Annotated in this window: 19 protein-coding genes and 1 pseudogene; 9 read left to right on the plus strand and 11 right to left on the minus strand. The window is 64.6% G+C overall.

The genetic code is table 11. From position 1 onward, the window contains the following. Positions 1-35 precede the first annotated feature (35 nt). The 4 genes from paaI (at position 36) to AC0L23_RS05020 (ending at position 3,990) form a co-directional block, all read left to right on the plus strand. Positions 36-485 carry a hydroxyphenylacetyl-CoA thioesterase PaaI gene (gene paaI / locus AC0L23_RS05005; RefSeq protein ID WP_085352163.1) on the plus strand — a complete coding sequence of 150 codons (450 nt, stop codon included), beginning with the start codon at positions 36-38 and terminating at the stop codon, positions 483-485. Between the two features lie 28 nt (positions 486-513). Continuing rightward, positions 514-1,845, plus strand: a complete 1,332-nt coding sequence (paaK, locus tag AC0L23_RS05010) for a phenylacetate--CoA ligase PaaK (RefSeq protein ID WP_085352164.1) — start codon at positions 514-516, stop codon at positions 1,843-1,845. A 79-nt stretch (positions 1,846-1,924) separates the two neighbouring features. Beyond that, complete coding sequence (locus AC0L23_RS05015) at positions 1,925-2,929, plus strand: quinone oxidoreductase family protein (protein WP_085362449.1); 1,005 nt, start codon at positions 1,925-1,927, stop codon at positions 2,927-2,929. 2 nt (positions 2,930-2,931) lie between these two features. Continuing rightward, positions 2,932-3,990, plus strand: a complete 1,059-nt coding sequence (locus tag AC0L23_RS05020; protein WP_085385874.1) for a YeeE/YedE family protein — start codon at positions 2,932-2,934, stop codon at positions 3,988-3,990. Here the strand turns inward: AC0L23_RS05020 and AC0L23_RS05025 are convergent. Further along, positions 3,969-4,883: a DMT family transporter gene (locus AC0L23_RS05025; protein ID WP_085362302.1), complete on the minus strand. Its 915-nt coding sequence runs from the start codon at positions 4,881-4,883 to the stop codon at positions 3,969-3,971. The two genes, AC0L23_RS05020 and AC0L23_RS05025, sit on opposite strands and share 22 nt — an antisense overlap. Before the next feature lie 101 nt (positions 4,884-4,984). On the opposite strand from AC0L23_RS05025, the gene pdxR reads away from it, so the two are divergent. Further along, positions 4,985-6,415: a MocR-like pyridoxine biosynthesis transcription factor PdxR gene (pdxR, locus tag AC0L23_RS05030; protein WP_198957676.1), complete on the plus strand. Its 1,431-nt coding sequence runs from the start codon at positions 4,985-4,987 to the stop codon at positions 6,413-6,415. Positions 6,416-6,425: 10 nt separating this feature from the next. Here pdxR and AC0L23_RS05035 read toward each other — a convergent pair whose 3' ends face one another. From AC0L23_RS05035 to AC0L23_RS05050, 4 genes and pseudogenes are all read right to left on the minus strand, one after another. Then, positions 6,426-7,649, minus strand: coding sequence for a bifunctional alpha/beta hydrolase/OsmC family protein (locus tag AC0L23_RS05035; RefSeq protein WP_085352168.1), 1,224 nt, complete (start codon positions 7,647-7,649; stop codon positions 6,426-6,428). Positions 7,650-7,674: 25 nt separating this feature from the next. Next, positions 7,675-8,337 carry a sulfite oxidase-like oxidoreductase gene (locus tag AC0L23_RS05040; RefSeq protein ID WP_085352169.1) on the minus strand — a complete coding sequence of 221 codons (663 nt, stop codon included), beginning with the start codon at positions 8,335-8,337 and terminating at the stop codon, positions 7,675-7,677. Positions 8,338-8,391: 54 nt separating this feature from the next. Next, positions 8,392-9,616, minus strand: a pseudogene (locus AC0L23_RS05045) (cytochrome P450). A gap of 67 nt (positions 9,617-9,683) precedes the next feature. Continuing rightward, positions 9,684-9,893 (minus strand): ferredoxin, encoded by a 210-nt coding sequence (locus tag AC0L23_RS05050; protein WP_007607931.1) that lies wholly within the window; start codon positions 9,891-9,893, stop codon positions 9,684-9,686. A gap of 134 nt (positions 9,894-10,027) precedes the next feature. Between AC0L23_RS05050 and AC0L23_RS05055 the strand changes: the two genes are divergently transcribed. Next, entirely contained in the window at positions 10,028-10,675 is a 648-nt protein-coding gene (locus AC0L23_RS05055) for a TetR/AcrR family transcriptional regulator (protein WP_018457006.1), read from the plus strand. On the opposite strand, the gene AC0L23_RS05060 is transcribed toward AC0L23_RS05055, so the two are convergent. From AC0L23_RS05060 to AC0L23_RS05075, 4 genes are all read right to left on the minus strand, one after another. Further along, on the minus strand, positions 10,672-11,322 hold the full coding sequence (locus AC0L23_RS05060; RefSeq protein ID WP_018457005.1) for an aspartate/glutamate racemase family protein: 651 nt from the start codon (positions 11,320-11,322) through the stop codon (positions 10,672-10,674). The two genes, AC0L23_RS05055 and AC0L23_RS05060, sit on opposite strands and share 4 nt — an antisense overlap. 63 nt (positions 11,323-11,385) lie before the next feature. After that, on the minus strand, positions 11,386-12,399 hold the full coding sequence (locus AC0L23_RS05065; RefSeq protein ID WP_085352170.1) for an amino acid ABC transporter substrate-binding protein: 1,014 nt from the start codon (positions 12,397-12,399) through the stop codon (positions 11,386-11,388). Between the two features lie 12 nt (positions 12,400-12,411). After that, positions 12,412-13,761: an aspartate aminotransferase family protein gene (locus AC0L23_RS05070; RefSeq protein ID WP_085362305.1), complete on the minus strand. Its 1,350-nt coding sequence runs from the start codon at positions 13,759-13,761 to the stop codon at positions 12,412-12,414. Positions 13,762-13,764: 3 nt separating this feature from the next. Then, positions 13,765-14,637: a MurR/RpiR family transcriptional regulator gene (locus AC0L23_RS05075; protein WP_085362306.1), complete on the minus strand. Its 873-nt coding sequence runs from the start codon at positions 14,635-14,637 to the stop codon at positions 13,765-13,767. Positions 14,638-14,723: 86 nt separating this feature from the next. Here AC0L23_RS05075 and AC0L23_RS05080 point away from each other — a divergent pair, with 86 nt between their 5' ends. Beyond that, complete coding sequence (locus AC0L23_RS05080; protein ID WP_085362307.1) at positions 14,724-15,911, plus strand: amino acid ABC transporter permease; 1,188 nt, start codon at positions 14,724-14,726, stop codon at positions 15,909-15,911. A gap of 2 nt (positions 15,912-15,913) precedes the next feature. Next, entirely contained in the window at positions 15,914-17,020 is a 1,107-nt protein-coding gene (locus tag AC0L23_RS05085; RefSeq protein ID WP_085362308.1) for an amino acid ABC transporter permease, read from the plus strand. Between the two features lie 155 nt (positions 17,021-17,175). Here AC0L23_RS05085 and AC0L23_RS05090 read toward each other — a convergent pair whose 3' ends face one another. Together AC0L23_RS05090 and AC0L23_RS05095 are read right to left on the minus strand one after the other, a co-directional pair. Next, entirely contained in the window at positions 17,176-18,594 is a 1,419-nt protein-coding gene (locus AC0L23_RS05090; protein ID WP_085385873.1) for an amidase, read from the minus strand. A 157-nt stretch (positions 18,595-18,751) separates the two neighbouring features. Further along, entirely contained in the window at positions 18,752-19,528 is a 777-nt protein-coding gene (locus tag AC0L23_RS05095; protein ID WP_018456998.1) for an SDR family oxidoreductase, read from the minus strand. Between the two features lie 157 nt (positions 19,529-19,685). Here AC0L23_RS05095 and AC0L23_RS05100 point away from each other — a divergent pair, with 157 nt between their 5' ends. Continuing rightward, the gene (locus tag AC0L23_RS05100) at positions 19,686-20,759 is read left to right on the plus strand and encodes a tartrate dehydrogenase (protein WP_085362309.1); all 1,074 of its coding nucleotides are present in this window, start codon (positions 19,686-19,688) and stop codon (positions 20,757-20,759) included. The last annotated feature ends 123 nt before the right edge of the window (positions 20,760-20,882 follow it).

Here is a 20,882-nt window from a genome sequence, read left to right on the forward strand (position 1 = left end):
AACATCGTGTCCAAACAATCGGACGGGAGAAGCGCGTGAACGTCAAAGCCGCCTTGTCGCCCGAGGATATTGCCCGCGCCTGCGCCGATGCGATGTGGGCGGAGGACGATGCCTCCAAAGGACTCGGCATGGAGATCGTCGAGATCGGCCCGGGGTTCGCGACGCTGGCGATGAATGTGCGGCCGGATATGGTCAACGGTCAGCGCATCGTCCATGGCGGCTTCATCTTCACGCTGGCCGATTCCGCCTTCGCTTTCGCGTGCAACTCGCACAACGACCGCGTCGTGGCGGCGCAGGGACAGATCACCTTCATCAAGCCGGGCAAGCTCGGCGATCGCCTCGTCGCAAAGGCCCGCGAGGTTACGCGCGGCGGCCGCTCCGGCATCTATGACGTGCGCGTCACCGCCGGCGATACAGTCATCGCCGAATTTCGCGGGCATTCGCGGGCGATTCGCGGAAATTGGCTGCCGGCGCAGGATCAATAAAGAAAAGCAATGATACGGGGAAACGAGGATGGCTCTGACGAGGCTCAAGGAAGGTGGCAACACCTATAAGGCCGAGCTGGATGCGCACGAGCGTGCATCGCGCGACGAGATCATGGCGCTGCAGGTGCAGCGGCTGGCCTGGTCGCTGAAGCACGCCTACGACAACGTGGCGCACTATCGCAAGGCTTTCGACGCGGCCGGCGTGCGCCCGTCCGACTTTCGCGAACTCTCGGATCTTGCGAAATTTCCGTTCACCGTAAAAACGGACCTGCGCGACAACTATCCCTTCAACATGTTTGCCGTGCCCCGTGAGAAACTGGTGCGCGTGCATGCGTCCTCCGGCACGACGGGCAAGCCGATCGTGGTGGGCTATACGCAACGCGACATCGACACCTGGTCGGACGTGATGGCACGCTCGATCCGCGCCGCGGGCGGCCGCACCGGCATGATCATCCACAATGCTTATGGCTACGGTCTTTTCACGGGCGGGCTTGGCGTGCACTACGGCGCCGAAAAACTCGGCTGCACTGTGGTGCCGATCTCCGGGGGCATGACCGAGCGGCAGGTGCAGCTCATCAACGATTTTCGGCCCGACATCATTACGGTGACGCCGAGCTATATGCTGGCGATCCTTGACGAGTTCAAGCGTCAGAAGCTCGATCCGCGCCAATGCTCGCTCAAGGTCGGCATCTTCGGCGCGGAGCCGTGGACCAATGCGATGCGCGGCGAGATCGAAGATGCCTTCGACATGGACGCGACCGACATCTACGGTCTCTCCGAGGTGATCGGCCCCGGCGTCGCGCAGGAATGCATCGAGACCAAGGACGGCCTGCATATCTGGGAGGATCATTTCTATCCCGAAGTGATCGATCCCGACACCGGTGCGGTGCTGCCCGACGGGGAGAAGGGCGAACTGGTGTTTACATCGCTCACCAAGGAAGCCTTTCCGGTGATCCGCTATCGCACCCGCGACCTGACGCGGCTTCTGCCGGGCACGGCGCGGCCCGGCATGCGGCGGATGGAGAAGGTCACGGGGCGCTCGGACGACATGATCATCCTGCGCGGCGTCAACCTGTTCCCGACCCAGATCGAGGAGGTTCTGCTCGCCACCGACTGGTGCGGCGGGCATTTCATTCTGGAATTGACTCGGGAAGGACGCATGGACGAGTTGACCATCATTGCCGAGGCGCGGCCGGAGAGCTGGGATGGCCGGGGTCTCCTCGACCATGCCGATCGGATATCAACCCATATCAAGAACACGATCGGGATCAGTTCCAACGTGCGGGTGGTTGCGCCTGCGACGCTGGAACGCTCGCTCGGCAAGGCGAAGCGGCTCTACGACAAGCGGCCGAAGGATTGAGTTGATGGGATTGACTTGACGGATTGACTTGACCGCCCCCAAAGGCGACAAGGCCCGCGAGAAATCGCGGATCTTTTCCATGTCGTCAGCCGATCCCAAAGCCGTCGAGGCGCGCTGCGTCCGCCTCAATGCCAAGGCCGAGAACGCCGCTGGGATTGCACCTCGCGTCGAGCCTCATACGCTCGCGCGCGGTCCGAACGATCTCCTGATCGAGGTCAAGGCCGCCGCCGTCAATCCGTCCGACGTCAAGGCCGCGACTGGGCTAATGGCCTATGCCATCTTCCCGCGCACGCCGGGGCGCGATTACGCCGGCGTGGTGATCGACGGGCCGGCCGGTACGATGGGCCGCGAGGTGTTCGGCTCCTCCGGCGATCTCGGCATCCGCCGCGACGGCACTCACGCCAGCCATCTCGTCGTTGAATCCGACGCGGTGGTGGAGAAGCCGAAGACCGTGTCTTGGGAGGAGGCCGCCGGCATCGGCGTGCCCTTTGTCACCGCCATGGAGGGTTTTCGCCGCGCCGGCATTCCAAAGCCCGGGGAAACGGTGCTGGTGTTCGGCGCCAACGGCAAGGTTGGTCAAGCGGCGGTGCAGATCGCGACCTGGCAGGGCGCGCGGATCATCGGCGTGGTGCGCAAGGCGGAACCTTATGAGGGCCACACCAACGCCTCCATCGAGGTGATCGACGCTTCCGCGACCGACGTCGACACACGCGTGCGCGAGTTGACCGATGGCAAAGGCGCCGACATCGTCTTCAACACGGTCGGCGATCCCTATTTCCAGGCGGCGCACAAGTCGCTCGCGCTTCGCGGCCGCCAGATCCTGATCGCCGCCATCGACCGCATCGTGCAGTTCAACATTCTCGAATTCTACCGCGGGCAACACACCTATGTCGGCATCGACACGCTCGGCCTGTCGTCGATCGCGACGGGCGCTGTGCTGCGTGACCTCGGCCCGGGCTTCGCGAGCGGGCACCTGAAACCGTTTCCGATCAAGGCGAACGCCGTCTATCCGCTCGAACGCGCGAAGGAGGCCTATGTCGCCGTTGCAGGCTCCTCGCGGGATCGCGTGATCCTGAAACCTTGATCATGGATTCGTCTCCCCAACTCATCATCCTCGCCGGCCTCGTCATCGGCCTGGTCTACGGCGCTGTCGGCCTGCTCAGCGGCTTCTGCCTGATGAGCAGCATGCGCGGCTGGTTGTCGGAGGGGGATGGGCGGTTGGTCCGAACCTATGCGCTGGCGATCGCGGTTGCGACCACAGCGAGCCAGTTCCTCGCCGGCAACGGCATGGTCAATCTCGGCAAGTCGATTTACCTGCAACAGTCCTTCTCGATGCCGGTGCTGTTTCTCGGCGGACTTCTGTTCGGATACGGCATGGTACTGTCCAACGGCTGCGGTTCGCGCGCGCTGGTGCTGCTTGGTCGTGGCAATCTCCGCTCCTTCGTCGTGGTGGTCGTGCTCGCCATCGCCGCGCAGATGACGCTCAAGGGCCTGATCGCGCCGGCGCGCATCGCCCTTGTCCGGGCCTCGCAAACCACGGTCAACGTGAATTCGCTGCCGTCATTGTTGGCCATGTTCGGTCCGGCTGAAGCGCTTGCGCGCGCAATGGCTGCTGCTGTCGTTGTCGTCACGCTGATCCTGTTTGCTTTCGCGCACCCAGCGTTCCGGCGTTCGCCCGGCCAGATTGCAGCCGGTGTCGTCGTCGGTCTCCTCGTCGCCGGCGGCTGGTTCGTCACCGGCTATCTCGGCGCGGATGATTTCAACCCCGTCCCCGTGACCTCGCTTACCTTCGTCGCGCCGATCGCGGACAGCCTGCAATATGCCATGCTCTCGACGGGCCTGACGCTGAATTTCGGCATCGCGACGGTTGCCGGTGTCTTCGCCGGCAGTCTGGTCACCGCGCTTGCGACGGGCCGTTTCCATCTCGAAGGCTATTCCTCGCCACGCCATATGCTGCGATCGGCGGCTGGCGCCGCACTGATGGGCATCGGCGGCGTGATGGCGTTCGGCTGTTCGATCGGCCAAGGGCTCACCGGCGTGTCGACGCTCGCGCTCGGCTCATTCGTCGCCGTCGCCGGCATCCTGCTCGGCACGACGGCGGGCTTGCGCGGGATACTGCGCGTTCAGCCCTTCGCGGTAGCCTGACCACGCACCAGGCGATCGCCGAGCGTTGCGAGACCGATGCCGGTGATGATCAGCGCGGCCGCTATCACCAGACTCATGTCGATCGGCTCGCCCAGCAGGATCGCGGCGCTGGCGATGCCGACGAGCGGCGTTGCGGTGGTGCCGAGCGAGGTCGTCAGGGCCGAGATGCTCTTATTCACCATCGACATCGCCCAATAGGCGAGCACCGTCCCGATCAGCCCGGAATACAGGAACAGCAAAACGAGTCTCCACGACCACTCCACATGCGGCAGGCCATCCGCGATGGTCGCGCTCACCGATAGCACGATGGTTGCCACGAGCACTTGCCAGATCAGAAGCTGGAGCGGCGAGGCAATCCAGCGATGGGCGCGGATATAGATAATGTTCGCGGCCCATGAGATCGCGGCCAGGATCACCATGCCGGCGCCGAGCACGACATTGGTGTTGGTCCAGTCGATCGAGGCCGGGTTCAGGATGACGATCAGGCCGATCAGGCCCAGCAGCGCGCCGGCGAGCTTCGGCGCCGTCAAAGTGTCCTTCCCGAGCAGCGGCGCGGCGATCGCGACCCAGAGTGGCGTGGTGTAGCCGAGCACAACGGCCTTGCTCGCGGGTAGGAAGCGCACACCGGCCGCAACCAGGACCGAGAACACGGTCATGTGCAGCAGTGCAACGCTCAGGACCACCGGGATGTCGCGACGCTCCGGAATCATCAGATTGTTGCTGAGCCCGAGAATCACGAACAATCCAGCCAGCGCGATCCAACTCCGGATCGCTGAAGCCCACAGTGGTGGAAGGAATTGGACGAGTTGCTTCGTCACCGACCAGTTTATGCCCCAAGCCAGCACGACGATGAGAAACAGGCCAACGGCTGCGCGGGGGGATAGGGAGTTCATTTCGGAGGTCCTTGAAGCAGTCCAGTCCAGCGGATAGCATCTCGTCTGGCACCTGAAACAGTGCCAGATCGGAAAGGAATAGGGTGCCAGTTCCGGACAGCATGATCTCCGCCCTGATCGACCTGAACCGGGCCGACGACGAGGGGCTGGTGGCTCAACTGACGAGCCAGCTCCGAAGCTTGATCGCGACCGGGCGTCTCGTCAAAGGCCGCACGCTGCCGTCGAGCCGTGGGCTTGCGAGCGATCTCGGCGTCTCGCGCAACACCGTCAGCTATGCGTTCGAGCAGCTCGCCGCCGAGGGATATCTCGAAGCCTCGCACGGCCGCCGTCCGATGGTTGCGGTCGACGGCGGCGAGCGCGTCACAGAGGCTGGCGCCGTCGCATCTCGCATACGCCCTGGCAAGCCGCGGCTTTCGCCCTGGGCGTCGAGCCTCACGCAGACCGACTGGCCGATGTCTTATCAGGCGCGACTGAGACCCTTGCGTCCCGGACATGGCGATTTCAGGGAGTTTCCCAACGAGGTCTGGGCGCGCTGCCTGCGCCGCAGCGCTGTGCGCGCGGCGAGGCGCGAGCTCGGACCGGTCAATCGGCCGCGCCTGCGCGAGGCACTGGCGCATTATCTTGCGACCAGCAGGGGCGTGCGCGCGACGGCGGATCAGATCCTGATTCTGCCGAGCGCGCAGGCTGCGCTGACCCTGATCGCGGCCGCCGTCATCACCCCCGGCGACGATGTCTGGGTCGAGGATCCCGGCTATCCCGGCGCCGCGGCCGCCTTCCGCGCATCCGGTGCGCGCGTGATCGGGATGAGTTTGGACGAGCAGGGCATGCAGCGGATTCGTGGCTTGGCGGCCCCGACCTTGATCTTCATGACGCCGTCGCATCAGCACCCGACCGGCCGCCTGATGTCGCTCTCGCGCCGCACGGAGTTTCTTGGCCTGAGCAGGCCCGGCAAGACCTGGATCGTGGAGGACGATTACGACGGCGAATTCCACTATGATAGCCGGCCGGTGCCGGCCCTGCAGGGACTCGATGCCCACGGCCGCGTGTTCTATGTCGGCACGTTCTCCAAGGTCATGACCTCGGATATCCGGCTCGGCTACCTCGTCATACCGCGGGCCATGGTCGGTACTCTCGAGATCGTACAGCGGCACATCGGACTGATCGCCGCGAGCCACATCCAGGAGGCGCTGGCCGAGTTCATTGCCGACGGGCATTTCCTGGCGCATCTGCGCCGGGTGCGCCGGATCTATCACGCCCGCCGCGATCACCTCGTGGAGGGATTGGAGCGCCATTTGGGCGATGTGCTCTCTGCCGAAGTGTCCCCCGGTGGCATTCAGCTCGTCGCGCGTCTCAAGCGCGGTCGCGCTGATCAGGTGGCGGTCAAGCGGCTGGTCGAAGCGGGCGTTGAAACGCGTGCCCTGTCCGGCTTGGCACTGGGCAGGCCGCGCGACCACGGCCTGCTGCTCGGCTTCGCGGCCTGGCGCGAGAGCGAGATCACCGCGGCGCTGCGAACAATGGCGTCGTGCTTCTAGCGCAGTCGCGCTAATCCACGGCCTTGGTCACGATGCGGATTTCCGACGTCAGCGTCCGGTGCACTGGGCACTTGTCGGCGATCTCCATCAATTTCTTGCGCTGCTCGGGATCGAGCGCGCCGTCCATCGCGATGTCGCGCTCGATCTGGTCGAGCATGCCATCGCGCGTCTCGCATTCCGCGCAGTCTTTTGCATAGATCTTGGAATGCTTCAGTGAGACGGTGACACGATCGAGCGGCAGCGACTTGCGGTCGGCATAGAGGCGCATGGTCATCGAGGTACAGGCCCCGAGGCCAGCGAGCAGGAGATCGTAAGGACCAGGGCCGGCATCCTCGCCGCCGGCGGCGACCGGCTCGTCCGCGACGAGCTGATGCGGACCGACGGAGATGGTCTGGTTGAACTTGCTCTTGCGGGTCTCCTGCACCACGACCCGGCGCGGCGCCTCGGGGAGATCCATCGCCCTCGCAGGTTTGGCCGCGTCGATGTACCGGCTCGCCCAGGCCGCGATCACGTCGGCTGCATAGAGCGCGTCGGCCGGCTTGGTCAGGAGATGATCGGCATGGTCGAGCGAGACGAAGCTCTTGGGATGCCTGGCGGAGACGAAGAGCTTCGTCGCATTGTCGATACCGACGGTATCGTCGACCGGAGAATGCATCACCAACAGCGCCTTGTGCAGGCCGGCGACGTCTTTCATCAGCTCGTGCTCGGCGATGTCGTCGAGGAATTCGCGCTTGATCCGGAACGGGCGTCCCGCAAGCGAGACTTCGACCTCACCTTGCGTGCGAATGTCGCCGAGATGCTCTTTGAAAAGGCCGGTGACGTGGGCGGGATCGGATGGTGCCGCAATGGTCACAACCGCCTTGGCTTCCGGGATTCGTCCTGCTGCCGCAAGGATCGCGGCGCCGCCGAGGCTGTGACCGATCAGAATCGACGGCGCCTTGCGGACGCTACGCAGATGATCGGCGGCGCGCACGAGATCGGCAACGTTGGAGGAAAACGTCGAATTGGCAAAATCCCCCTCGCTGGAGCCGAGCCCGGTGAAGTCGAAGCGCAGCACCGCGATGCCCTTGGCGGCCAGCGCGACCGAGATGCGTTTGGCGGCCAGCGTGTCCTTGCCGCAGGTGAAGCAATGCGCGAACAGCGCGAAGGCCCCGGGCTCGCCGTCGGGTAGCTCCAGCGCGGCCGAAAGCTGATGGCCGCCTTCGCCGGTGAATTGAAAGCGCTCTGTCGGCATGGGTTTCCCCCGTTCCTTGCTGAACCTAGTCGCCCGAATAGCGTTGCTCTGCCCAGGGATCGCCGCGGTTATGGTAGCCACGGACTTCCCAGAAGCCCGGCGCGTCCTCGGTCAGGAATTCGATCGACTGAACCCATTTGGCGCTCTTCCAGAAATACAGATGCGGCACGACCAGCCGTACCGGGCCGCCATGTTCGGCCGACAATGGCTCACCGGACCAGCTATGGGCGAGCAATGCGTCCTCGGCGGCAAAGTCGTCCAGCGCGAGGTTGGTGGTGTAGCCATCATGGGAATGCAACACGACGAAGCGCGCGTCCGGGCGCGGCTGGCAGGCCGCGAGCAGCTCGCGCGTGGCGAGCCCCTCCCACTCATTGTCGTAGCGCGACCAGGTGGTGACGCAGTGGATGTCGGAGATGAACCGCGCCCGCTTCTGGGCGGCGAACTCGGCAAAGGTCCAGAACACGGGGTTCTCGATCGCGCCGTAGACGTCGAGCCGCCAGCGCTCGCGCGAAATCGGCGGTACGACTCCGAGATCGAGCACTGGCCAGTCCTTTGTCTGGTGCTGGCCGGGCGGCAGGCGCTGATCTTCCGGGCGCGTGATCTTGCCTGTCAAAAAGCGGCCCTCGCGCGCCCATTTTTCCTTGGTGCGCGTCAGCTTGCTGTCGGGCGGCTCGTTGTCTTCGGCCATCGGCTACTCGTGGCGGTGCAAGTCCGGCCTCTCCGTATCACTGTTTGGAGAGGTCTACATCGCCTTTCCAAGCAAAAATGGCAACTGGCGGGGGCCTCTGACGGTTCCTTGGGACCAGGTCACCGTGCCTGCCGGATCGAGGGCGAAGTCCGGAATGCGCTTCAGCCATTCCTCCAGCGCAACCTGCATCTCCATGCGCGCAAGGTTCGAGCCGACGCAGCGGTGGATGCCGAGGCCGAAGGCGGCGTGGCGGTTCTCGCGGCGGTCAATCACGACCTTGTCAGCATCCGGAAACATTTTCGGATCCCGGTTGGCGGCCGGGAAGGACAGCAGCACCATGTTGCCTGCCTTGACCGGGCAGCCTGACACCGTGGTCTCCTTGACCACTTCGCGCGCCATCGTCACCGGCGAATAGGCGCGCAGCAGCTCCTCCACCGCGGTCGGGATCAGCCCAGGCTCGGCGACTAGCCGCTCGCGGTCGGCGGGCGTCCGGGCGAGGTGCCAGAGCGAGGAGCCGATCGCGCTCCAGGTGGTGTCGATGCCGGCAATCAGGAGCAGGCGCAGCGAGCCCAGCACATGCGAATCCTCGAGCGGATTGCCGTCCTTGTCCCTGGCATTCATCAGGTAGGAAATAAGATCGTCGGTTGGCTTGTTCTTGCGCGCTTCGATATGGGCGCTGAAATAGGCGCTCATCTCGTGCACCGCCTGGAGCAACGTGTTTTCGTCCTTGATGCCAAGTTCCAGGATCATGTGGATCCATCGGATGAAGAGATCGCTGTCCGTCTCGGGGATGCCGAGCATGTGTGCGATCGCGCGGAACCGGAATGTGCTTGGTGTAGCGCTCTGCCGCGTCAAGTCGGCCTTCAGTGATGAAGCCGTCGATCAACTCGTTGCAGATCGCGCGCACCCGCGGCTCCAGCTTCTTCATCGCGTCCGGCGTGAACGGCGGCAGCAGCAATTGCTTGGCTGGCTTGTGCACCGGCGGATCGGACGTGATCGGCGGGGCGGAGTTTCTGCTGGTGATCTCCGGCCGAACGTCGCGGACGATGATGCGGCGCGAGGAGAAATGCTCGCTGTCGTTGGCGATCTCGCGCACTGCCTCATAGGTCGTCGGCATGTAACAGCCGAGGAAGCGTTCGGTATGCACGACCGGGCTTGCGGCGCGCAGCTCGTCCCAAATCGGGAAGGGATCTTCCGTCCATTGCGGATCGGTGTGGTCGAAATCATGGACCCAGTCGGTCACGGGCGGATGGGCGGTGGGCTGGCTGATGTCGGACATCTCGAAATCCCTTGAAATCCCTTGGGGGCTCGTGGTCGCGGAAGGCACGCGGGCAGAAGCGGGCGCGCTACTCCTCGATCACGTCGATCGCGATTTCCGGGCAATTGGACTTGGCGAGCCAGGCCTTGTCTTCGAGGCCGGGCGGGACCGTGCCGTCGCCGGCTTCGTGGGCGTTGCCGTATTCGTCCAGCTCGAACAGCTCCGGCGCCAGCGCCTTGCAGCGCGCGTGCCCCTGGCATTTGTCGGGATCAACGTGAACCCTCAGTCGCTCTGTCATGGCGGCTTCCTCGATCGTGTGCACTCCGGCCCGAAGGCGGCGCGCGCTCCCTTTGAGTTTTTGTTCAAGTTATAGGCTATTACATTCGCGGCAGGCTTCCCCTGTCAAGCGCAAACTTATAGGCTCTGCGCAACATGCGTTCACAACTTGCCCGCAAGCCCGAGAATACCTACCACCACGGCGATCTCCGCGACGCCTTGATCAAGGCCGCGCTGCGCGAAGCCGAGCAGGGCGGGACGGAGGCGATCAGCATCAAGGCGCTGGCAAAGCAGCTGGGTGTTTCGCAGCCGGCGCCCTACCGGCATTTCGCCGATCGCGAGGCGCTGCTTGCGGCGGTGACGGCGGAGGCGTTCCGGCAGCTCAACGGGATATTGCGGGCGGCGATGGCAAAGCCGTCGAAGCGGTCGAAGCTGTCGCTGCTGGCGCAGGCGACGCTGGATTTCGGCTTACGCCGCAATGGCATCTACCGCTTGATGTTCGCCTCGCGCACGGTGTCGTGTGCGGCGAAAGGCAGCGAGCTGCACGAAGCGACCCGCGAAACCTTTGCGCTCGTGGTCGACGCATTGGAAGCCCCGGCCGTTGATTATCTGCGCGAGCGGCAGGCGCTCAAGATCTGGGCGGCGGTGCACGGCGTGGTGATGCTGGCTGAGCAGGGACTGTTCACCGGCGAGGCGGCCCATGCCACGCGCGAAGACCTGGTCGAGGATTTTGTCAGTGAAACCAAGGCCGCGCTTGCGGCGGCGATCAAAGGCGCGCGGCGCCGGAAACAGGCTGGCGCTTAAGCCCTCGCCGCCAACAGCTTCATCAGCTTCTCGACGGCGCTGTCGGGCGTGGTCACGACAGGGCGGCCGGTGGCTTCTGCCACGAGAGGCGCGGTTGCCGCGATGCTGAACTGCGCGAGCGCGACGACGTCGCAATCGCGCAAATCGCGTGCGGCTTCCACGATCAGCCGGTCATGCGTAGCGCGGTCGCCACGGTCGAGCGCGGCCAGCGCGCCTTCGGCGAGTTTCGGCACGATCTGGACGGAGGCCGGAAATTCCGGCGGCATCGAAGCCAGCGTCGGCGGGAAGGTCGAGAGCAGGCCGATCCGCCGGCCCATCGTCATCGCGCGCTCGATCATGGCTTCGTTCGGCTTGAGCACCGGCATCGGCGCATGTGCGCGCGCAACCGCCTCGATGCAGGAACCGAAGGCCGAGCAGGTGAACAGGATCGCGTCCGCGCCTGTCGCCGCGGCGTAGTGGCCGAGCGCAAGAAAGCGTTCGGTCATGGCATCGTTGAGCTTGCCGTCACGCGCCAGATCCGACGACAGGCTGTCGTCGAGCAGGTTCATCAGCCGCGCTTCCGGCCACACCTTCGCGAACGCAGCTTCGATCGGGGCGATGGAATGCTTGAGGGCGTGGATCAGCGCGATGCGAGGAGACTTCGTCATTGAACGTTACCTGATGGAAGGTCGCGAGCCCCGGACGCAACGCGTCCGGGACACGCAAAACGTTTACTTGAACGGCACCGCGTACATCAAGCCGCCCTTGCTCCAGAGACCGTTGAGGCCGCGCTCGAGCTTGAGCGGGCTCGCCTTGCCGACATTCCGCTCGTAGATCTCGCCGTAATTGCCGGTGGCCTTGATGGCCGTGACCAGCCATTTGTTGTCGAGCCCGAGCCGCGAGCCGAGATCGCCGGAGGCACCGAGCAGGCGTTGGATCGCGGGCGTCTGCGACTTCGCCATCTCATCGACATTGCCTTGTGTGACGCCGAGCTCTTCGGCCTCGATCAAGCCGTAGTGCAGCCAGGTGATGATGTCGCTCCAGACCTCGTCGCCATTGCGGGTGAAGGGGCCGAGCGGCTCCTTGCTGATGGTCTGCGGCAGCACGACGTAGTCGGCCGCGTTCGGCGCCGCGGTCGTCACGGCGCCAGCAAGCGCGGAAGCGTCCTGGGTCATGGCATCGCAGCGGCCGCCGAAGAAGGTCTGGTACATGGTGTCGACGCGGTCGAACACCAACGGCTTCCAATCGATGCCGTTGGCGCGGCCGTAATCGCCGAGCGTGACCTCATGCGTGGTACCCTGCGCGACGCAGACGGTGGCGCCCTTGAGGTCCTTGATCTCCTTCACGCCGAGGTCTTTCTTCACGACAAAGCCCTGACCGTCGTAGAAGTTGATTGGACCTTGCCGCAGGCCCAGCGTGACACCGCGCAGATAGGTCTGCGTCGAGTTGCGGTAGAGCACGTCGATCTCGCCGGACTGGAGCGCGGTGAAGCGGTTCTGCGCGGTCAGCGAGACGTAACGCACCTTGCTGGCATCGCCGAGCACGCCGGCGGCGAGCGCGCGGCAATAATCGACGTCGAGACCCTTGTAGTTGCCTTGCGAATCCGGTGCGGAGAAGCCGGCGAAACCGGCGCTGACGCCGCATATCAGCGTGCCGCGGCTCTTCACCGTGTCGAGCGTTGCCGCCGACGCCACCACCGTCGACGCCGCGAGCACGCCGGCTATGATAACCACTTTCCTCATCATGCTTTTCTCCCCTCAGTGATTGACACGACGCAATACGCTGTCGACGGCCGTGCCGAGCTTGTCGACGATCAGATCGATCTCCTCCGCGGAGGTGATATAGGGCGGCGCCAGCAGCACGTGGTCGCCACGGATGCCGTCTGCGGTGCCGCCGCCGGGATAGCAGCCGAGGCCGTTGGCGAAGGCCTCCGCCTTGATCTTCTGATTCAGCTTCAGCGCGGGATCAAACGAGGTTCGGCTGGCGCGATCGGCGACGAGCTCGATCGCCCAGAACAGGCCGCGGCCCCTGATGTCGCCGATATGGCGGTGATTGCCGAAGCGCTCGGTGAGCCGCTGCTCGAGCTGCTTGCCGCGCTCCTTGACCCGGTCGAGCAGGCCCTCCTCGCGGATCACGTCCTGCACCGCGAGCGCGGCGGCGCAAGCGAGAGGGTGCGCCAGATACGTGTGGCCGTGCAGGAAGGCGCCCGAACCTGAGCGGATTGTGTCGATGATCCTGCCGCTCGCGAGCATTGCACCGATCGGCTGGTAGCCGCCGCCGAGACCCTTGGCGATCGCCTGGATGTCGGGTGCCACGCCTTCCTGCTCCCAGGCGTGCGTGGTGCCGGTGCGGCCCATGCCGCTCATGACCTCGTCGAGAATGAGCAGCGCGCCGTGTCGGTCGCAGATCTCGCGCACCGCCCTGAAGTAGCCGTCCGGCGCCGTGACGGCACCTGCGGTGGCGCCGACGACGGGCTCTGCGAGGAACGCGGCGACGGTGTCGGGGCCAAGCCGCTGAAACTCGGCTTCGAGTTCGGCGGCGAGCCGCGCCACGAACTGCGCGTCCGATTCACCATCGTGCTTCTCGTGATAGGCGAAGGCCGGGGTCACATGGCTGAAGGCGTCGGAGAGCAGCGGCGCATAGGGCGCACGCCGCCAGGCATTGCCGCCGGCGGCCAGTGCGCCAAGCGTGTTGCCGTGATAGCTCTGGCGCCGAGCGATGAAATGCTGCCGCTGCGGCTCGCCGCGTTCGATGAAAAATTGCCGCGCGAGCTTGATGCTGGCCTCGATCGCTTCCGATCCGCCGCTGACGAAATAGGCGTAGGCGAGGCCACCGGGCTCGTGGCCGACCAGCGTCTCGGCAAGCGCCTCCGCCGGCTCCGACGAGAAGAAGGCTGTGTGGGCATAAGCGAGGGTCGAAGCCTGCTTCGTGATCGCTGCGATCACGCGTGGATGCTGGTGGCCGAGGCAAGAGACCGCCGCGCCGCCGGAGGCGTCGATCACGCGGCGTCCGTCCTCGGCAAAGAGATAGACGCCTTCGCCGCCGATTGCCTTGGGCAGCGTTTCGCGCAGCGAGCGATGCAGCACGCGGCTGGTGCGGGCGGCCATGGGTCAACCTTTCTCTGATACGTAAGTTGAAGCCGCGGCCAGCCGGGCCTCGGTATTCGCCAGGCGCTTTTTCGCGGCCGTGCCGCCGAGCGAAAACGTCACGGCGGCGAGCGATTGCGCGATCGCGATGGCGCCGGTGAGGCTCGGGAAAAAGCCGGGAGAGGAGGCCGCCTCGAACAGCAGCACGTGGTCGGCACCTTCAGCCATCGGCGCCGATGGGCTATCGGCGATCGCGATCAGGGCCGCGCCGGCACGATAGGCGGCCTGCGCGACCCGGACGCTCGCGTGGGTGTAGGGCATGAAGCCGATGACGATGACGGCCTCGCCGGGCCGGAACGCGCCCATATCGAGATCGTCGGGGCCGGACGCGCCGACGAGCTGCACCTGTTCGGGACGAAACAGCCGGAGCTCGTAGTTCAGCAATTCCGCGACGCTGCGGCAGCTTCGGTAGCCGGTGATCCAGATCCGCTTGGCGTGGTGGAGTGCGCGCGCCGCCTCCGCGATCGGCCGAGCCGGGATGCGCGGAAGGCCGGCGGCCTCGGCCTCCAGCTTGTCGGTGATGAGCGCGACATCGGCGTTCGGGCCGTGGCAGCGGCCCTTGGCGCGGCCGGAGAAAGGCGCTAGCTGCGAGGGCCGCCGCGCCTCCGTCAACGCCGCGCGCAATTCATCCCAACCCGAATAGCCGATCGCCTTGGCAAGCCGCGTGAACGCGGCGGGATCGGCGCCGGCAACCGCTGCGAGATCGCGCATCGAACGCGTGGTGGCGTCGTAATCGTTGGCTGCGACGAAACGCCCGACCTCCTGCAACCGCATCGGAAGCGATGGCAATGCAATGCGCAGTTCGCCCAGTGGCGAGGATTTCGCGGGCTCGGCCATGAAACATTTGTTGCACGAAGCTGAGTTTGGTGCAACAGTTGATGTGCGCTGCCGGAAATCGCCGTCTTGAGAAGGATTTTTGTGCTGTGACGTCAGACGGTCCGAGACCGCCGCCGCGCCGTCGCTTCTTCGGCGCCTTCGGGCAGCGCGAGCTGAAAGGCCTGTTCTGGCAGGTTCTGGTGGTGGGGATCGTAGTCGCGGTCATCGTGTTCCTCTGGTCCAACACGGTCACCAATCTCTCCGTGCGCCGCATCACGACCGGTTTTGCCTTCCTCGGCCGTGAGGCCGGCATGCCCATCGCCGACAGCCTGCTCGCCTACAATCCGAGGGACTCATATCTCTGGGCCTTCGTCGTCGGCATCGCCAATACCCTCCGCGTCGCCGTGATCGGAATCGTGCTTGCAACGATCCTGGGCACGGTGATCGGCATCTCGCGGCTGTCGGCCAATTGGCTGCTGTCGCGGCTCGCCGCGGTGTATGTCGAGACGCTCCGCGACATCCCGCTGCTGCTCCAGCTCCTGTTCTGGTACGTGCTGATGCAGGCGCTCCCGGCCGCGCGCGCGGCATGGCGGCCGATTGAGGGCGTGTTCCTGTCCAATCGCGGGTTCATCCTGCCGGCGATTCCCATCGGGACGCCGCAGCTTTGGGTGCTCGGCACCGCAGTGCTCGGACTTGTCGTGTTCTATGTGATCCGGCGGCGGCTCATCGCGCAGCAAATGCGCGACGGCAAGCCGCGGCCGGCCTGGCCTTTTGCACTCGGCTTGCTCGTTGTACTGCCTGCGGCGGTGTCCGTGCTGCTGGGCGTGGCCTGGACGATCGAATGGCCTGAGTTGCGCGGCTTCAACTTCGTCGGCGGACTGACGCTCGCGCCGGAATATTTCGCGCTGCTGATCGCGCTCGTCACCTACACCTCGGCCTTCATCGCCGAGATTGTGCGCAGCGGCATCCAGTCGGTGCCGCGCGGCCAGTGGGATGCCGCCAACGCGCTGGGACTGCGCCGCAGCTTCATGCTGCGGCAGATCATCCTGCCACAGGCGCTACGCGTCATCGTGCCGCCAATGACGAGCCAGTACCTCAACCTGACCAAGAACTCTTCGCTCGCGGTGGCGATCGGCTATCAGGACGTGGTCTCGATCGCCAACACGACATTGAACCAGACCGGGCAGGCGATCGAGGCCATTGCCTTGATCATGGCGGTGTTTCTCACCATCAGCCTCGGCATCAGCTTTTTCATGAACTGGTACAATTCGCGCATCGCGCTGGTGGAGCGCTGACCATGACGGCGATCGCCGACATTCCGGAAGCACCGCGCGGCGCCCGCCGCCCGCAGATTGGTAACCCGGTGCTGCGCTGGCTGCGCACCAATCTGTTCTCGTCGATCCCGAACGGCATCCTCTCGGTCGTGTTGCTGGCGGTGCTTGCAAAGGGCCTCTTCAGCTTCGTGCAATGGGGTATCGCCAATGCGGTCTGGATCACCCCGGCGAACGATTCCAGCGCCTGCCGCGCGGTACGCGGCCTCGGTGCATGCTGGGCAATCATCCCCGAAAAATACCGCTTCATCCTGTTTGGCACCTATCCGTTTGACGAGCAGTGGCGGCCGGCACTGGCGGTGCTGCTGTTCATCGCCCTGTTCTATCTCTCCAGCCGCCGCGCCTTATGGCGGCGCGAACTGGCCTATCTCTGGATCGGAGCGCTCGCGCTGATCAGTATGCTGATGTGGGGTGGCATACTCGGTCTGTCGTTCGTCTCGCAGGACCGTTGGGGTGGTTTGCCGGTGACGCTGATCCTGGCGACCTTTGGTCTGGCCTTCGGCTTCCCGCTCGGCATCCTCGTCGCACTAGGCCGGCGCTCAAAACTGCCGGCGATCCGCTCGCTCAGCGTGCTCTATGTCGAGCTGATCCGCGGCGTGCCGCTGGTCAGTCTGCTGTTCATGGCGAGCGTGATGTTTCCGCTGTTCATGCCGAACGGATTCAACATCGACAAGCTCTTGCGCGCGCAGGTCGCGATCATCCTGTTCGCGGGTGCCTATCTTGCCGAAGTCATCCGCGGCGGCCTCCAGGCCGTGCCCCGCGGGCAATACGAGGCCGCCGAGGCGCTCGGCCTGTCCTACTGGCGCAAGAACCGGCTGATCGTCCTGCCGCAGGCGATCCGTCACGTCATCCCGCCGCTGGTCAACACCTTCATCGCCTTCTTCAAGGACACCAGCCTCGTTCTGATCATCGGTATCTTCGACCTGCTCACCACGGCCAAGACCGCGATCATCGATCCGGCGTGGCAGCAATTCTCCGTCGAAGTCTACATCTTCGTCGCCGTGATCTATTTTGTCTTCTGCTTCGCGATGTCGCGGTATAGCCGGAGCCTGGAGGCGACGAGCGGAAGGTGAAGGCCGCGCGTGTTCCGGACAAGGTGCGGCGCAAAGCGCTGCACCGCAGAGCCGGGACCCAGGGATACACGGGAAGTCCTGGAGACTTGGGCCCCGGCTCTGCAGCGCACCGCCGAAGAGGCGCTGCGCCGCGTGCGGGGCACGAGAGCGGGAACCTAGTTCTTCACCCGCGGATCAATGGGCGTCGTGCCACGCACGCCCAAAATATCCTCCAGCGTCTTCGCGCCGGCGATCACCTGCGCATCCGCGCGCGGAGCCCCGACGACCTGCAGGCCGACCGGAAGTCCCGATGCGGTGAAGCCGCACGGCAACGACAGCGCGGGACAGCAGGCGAGCGTGATGGCATAGACGATGCCGAGCCACTCGACGTAATTGTCGAACTTCTTGCCGGCGCATTCGGCGACATAACGGTGCTCGATCGGGAAGGGCGGCACGATCGTGGTCGGTACCAGCAGCAGATCGTAGCTCTTGAAGAACTCGATCGCACGCGCGGTCATGCCGACGCGCTGCGCCTCGGCGCGTTCGAGCTGCTCGATCGTGAGCTTGAGGCCTTCCTCGATGTTCCAGATCACCTCGGGCTTGAGCAGGTCGCGCTTGGTGCGCAGCAGCTGCGCCTTGCTGATCGCGAAGTCGAACGCGCGCAGCACGTGGAAGCACTCATGCGCATCGCGCCAATCCGGATGCGCCTCCTCGACGATGGCGCCGGCTTCGGCAAAGCGTTCCGCCGCTTTCCGCGTGAGCGCTTTGACTTCGGGATCGACCGGTGTGATGCCGAGATCCGCCGAATAGGCGATGCGCTTCGGTTTGCTGCCTGACTGCGCCGCCGAGAGAAACGACGTCAAGGGCGTCGGCAGCGACAGCGGGTCGGCGGCATAGTCGCCGCTCATGGCGTCGAGCAGCAGCGCGAGATCCTCGACGTTGCGTGCCATCGGACCGACGACGCCGAGGTTGCGATCGATGGCCGCTTTCGGCGTGTGCGCGACGCGGCCGATGCTCGGCCGCATGCCCACGACGCCGCAGAAAGCTGCCGGACTGCGCAGACTGCCGCCCATGTCGGAGCCTTGCGCGAGCCAGGCCATGCCGGTCGCGAGCGCCACCGCCGCTCCGCCTGACGAGCCGGCTGCCGATTTGGATGTATCCCAGGGATTGAGGGTTGCGCCGAAGACCTCGTTGAAGGTGTTGGCGCCCGCACCGAATTCCGGCGTGTTCGACTTGGCATAGACGACCGCGCCGTTGGCCTCGAGATTTTCGACCAGGATGTCGGACGTCGCAGGGATGTTGTCCTTGAAGATCGGCGAGCCCTGAGTGTTCAGCACACCTGCAACATCGGTCAGATCCTTGATCGGCACCGGCAGGCCTGCGAGCAATCCGCGCGCACCGGCCGGCTTCCGCATCAGCGCCTTTGCGCTATCCCGCGCGCGATCGAAGCACAGCGTCGGCAGCGCGTTGACCTTGCCATCGACTTCGGTGATGCGCTTCTGCAGCACATCCAAGAGCTCCAGCGGCGAGACGTCGCCGGAGCGCAGCTTGTCGACGACGGCGCAAGCGGATTCGCGGATCAGGTCCTGAGACAACTATTCTACTCCTGTGCTTGTTTTAGGCTCCGTCATTGCCGAGGAGCGAAGCGACGAAACAATCCAGACTTTTGCCGCAGATACATTCCTGGATCGCTTCCGCCTTCGCTAAAGCTTCGGCGGACAAGTCGCTGCGCTCGCAATGACGAGGATAAAGTTAACCCCATCCTGCGCTGATTCCGCCATCCACCGTATAGATGACCCCCGACGTATAGCCCGCGCGATCCGACGCCAGGAACGCCATGAGATCGCCGATCTCGCGCGCATGCGCAGGCCTGCCGAGCGGCAGGCTCTTCTGGAATTCCTTGTAGCGGCTCTCGTCGCCGAACTGGTGGTTTGCCCGCATCTTCAGCAGGGTGACGTGACGGTCAGTGCCAACCGGGCCGGGATTGATGCCGACCACACGGATGTTGTCGGCGAGGCTCTTGCCCCCGAGCGCGCGGGTGAAGGCCATCAGCGCGGCATTGCCGGCGCTGCCGCAGATGTAGTTGGCGTCGAATTTCTCGCCGGCGGCGCCGATGTCGTTGACGATCACGCCGCCGCCCTTCGCCTTCATCTGCGCATAGATCATACGCGTGAGGTTGATGTAGCCGAACACTTTCAATTCCCAGGCGTGCCGCCAGGTGGCCTCGTCGATCTTGTCAATGGAGCCGGCGGGAATGTCGCCGGCATTGTTGACGAGCACGTCGATGTCGGCGGCTTCCTTGGCGAGCCGCGTCAAATCCTCGCTCCTGCGCAAATCCACAATGCTCGTGGCGGCATCGATCTGGTGCGCCGAGCGCAAGCGCTCGGCCAAAGCCTTGAGCTGATCGCCATTGCGGGCGGCGAGGAGGAGATGACAGCCTTCCTCGGCAAAGGCCTCGGCGGCGGCTGCGCCGATACCCTTGGACGCGCCCGTGATCAGGACGCGCTTGCCACGCAGGTGCAGATCCATGGGAGTTACTCGCAGGAGAGGAACGGGAATAAAATCAGTAGGCGGTCGGCCGCGCCATGGTCAACATTGCAGTGCAGCGTTGCACTGCCGTCGCGTTTGGTCCATTGCAGTGCGGTCAAAAAGACGGCGGCTGCCGGACCAATCAAGGACGTTCTCGATGAGCAAGAAACAATACCGGATCGCGGTCATTCCCGGCGACGGCATCGGCAAGGAAGTGATGCCCGAGGGCCTGCGCGTTCTGGAGACCGCGGCGAAGAAGCACGGCGTGTCCCTTCATTTCGATCATTTCGACTTCTCGTCGTGGGACTATTACGAGAAGCACGGCCAGATGATGCCGGACGATTGGAAGGATCAGATCGGCAAGCACGATGCGATCTATTTCGGCGCGGTCGGCTGGCCGGCCAAGATTCCGGATCACGTCTCGCTCTGGGGTTCACTGATCAAATTCCGCCGCGAGTTCGACCAATATGTGAATTTGCGCCCGGTGCGGCTGATGCCGGGCGTGCCGTCGCCGCTGGCCAACCGCAAGCCCGGCGACATTGATTTCTGGGTCGTGCGCGAGAACACCGAAGGCGAATATTCCTCCGTCGGCGGCCGCATGTTCCCGGACACCGACCGTGAATTCGTGACGCAGCAGACGGTGATGACCCGCATCGGCGTCGATCGCATCCTGAAGTTCGCATTCGAGCTCGCGCAGTCGCGGCCGAAGAAGCACCTGACCTCGGCGACCAAGTCGAACGGCATCTCCATCACCATGCCCTATTGGGACGAGCGCGTGGAGGCGATGGCGAAGAAGTATCCAAGCGTGAAGTGGGACAAGTATCACATCGACATCCTGACCGCGAACTTCGTGCTGCATCCGGATTGGTTCGACGTCGTGGTCGGCTCCAATTTGTTCGGTGACATCCTGTCGGATCTCGGCCCGGCCTGCACCGGCACCATCGGCATCGCGCCGTCCGGCAACATCAACCCCGACGGCAATTTCCCGTCGGTGTTCGAGCCGGTGCACGGCTCGGCGCCCGACATCGCGGGGCAGGGCATCGCCAATCCGATCGGCGCAATCTGGTCCGGCGCGATGATGCTCGAGCATCTCGGCGAGAAGAAAGCCGGCAAGTCGATCGTCGATGCGATCGAGCGCACGCTGGCAGAGCGCACGCTCCGCACCAAGGATCTCGGCGGCAATGCCGACACTACGGCTTGCGGCAAGGCGGTCGCGGATATGGTGGATTAGAGCGCTGCTTTCCCTCCCCCCTTGTGGGGGAGGGTGGCTTCGATGCGAAGCATCGAAGACGGGTGAGGGGTTGTCTCCGCGGAGACAGACCTCTCAATTGTGCATTTCCCTTCGCGGACAGAA

The organism is Bradyrhizobium sp. MI1.4 (genome assembly GCF_055811315.1).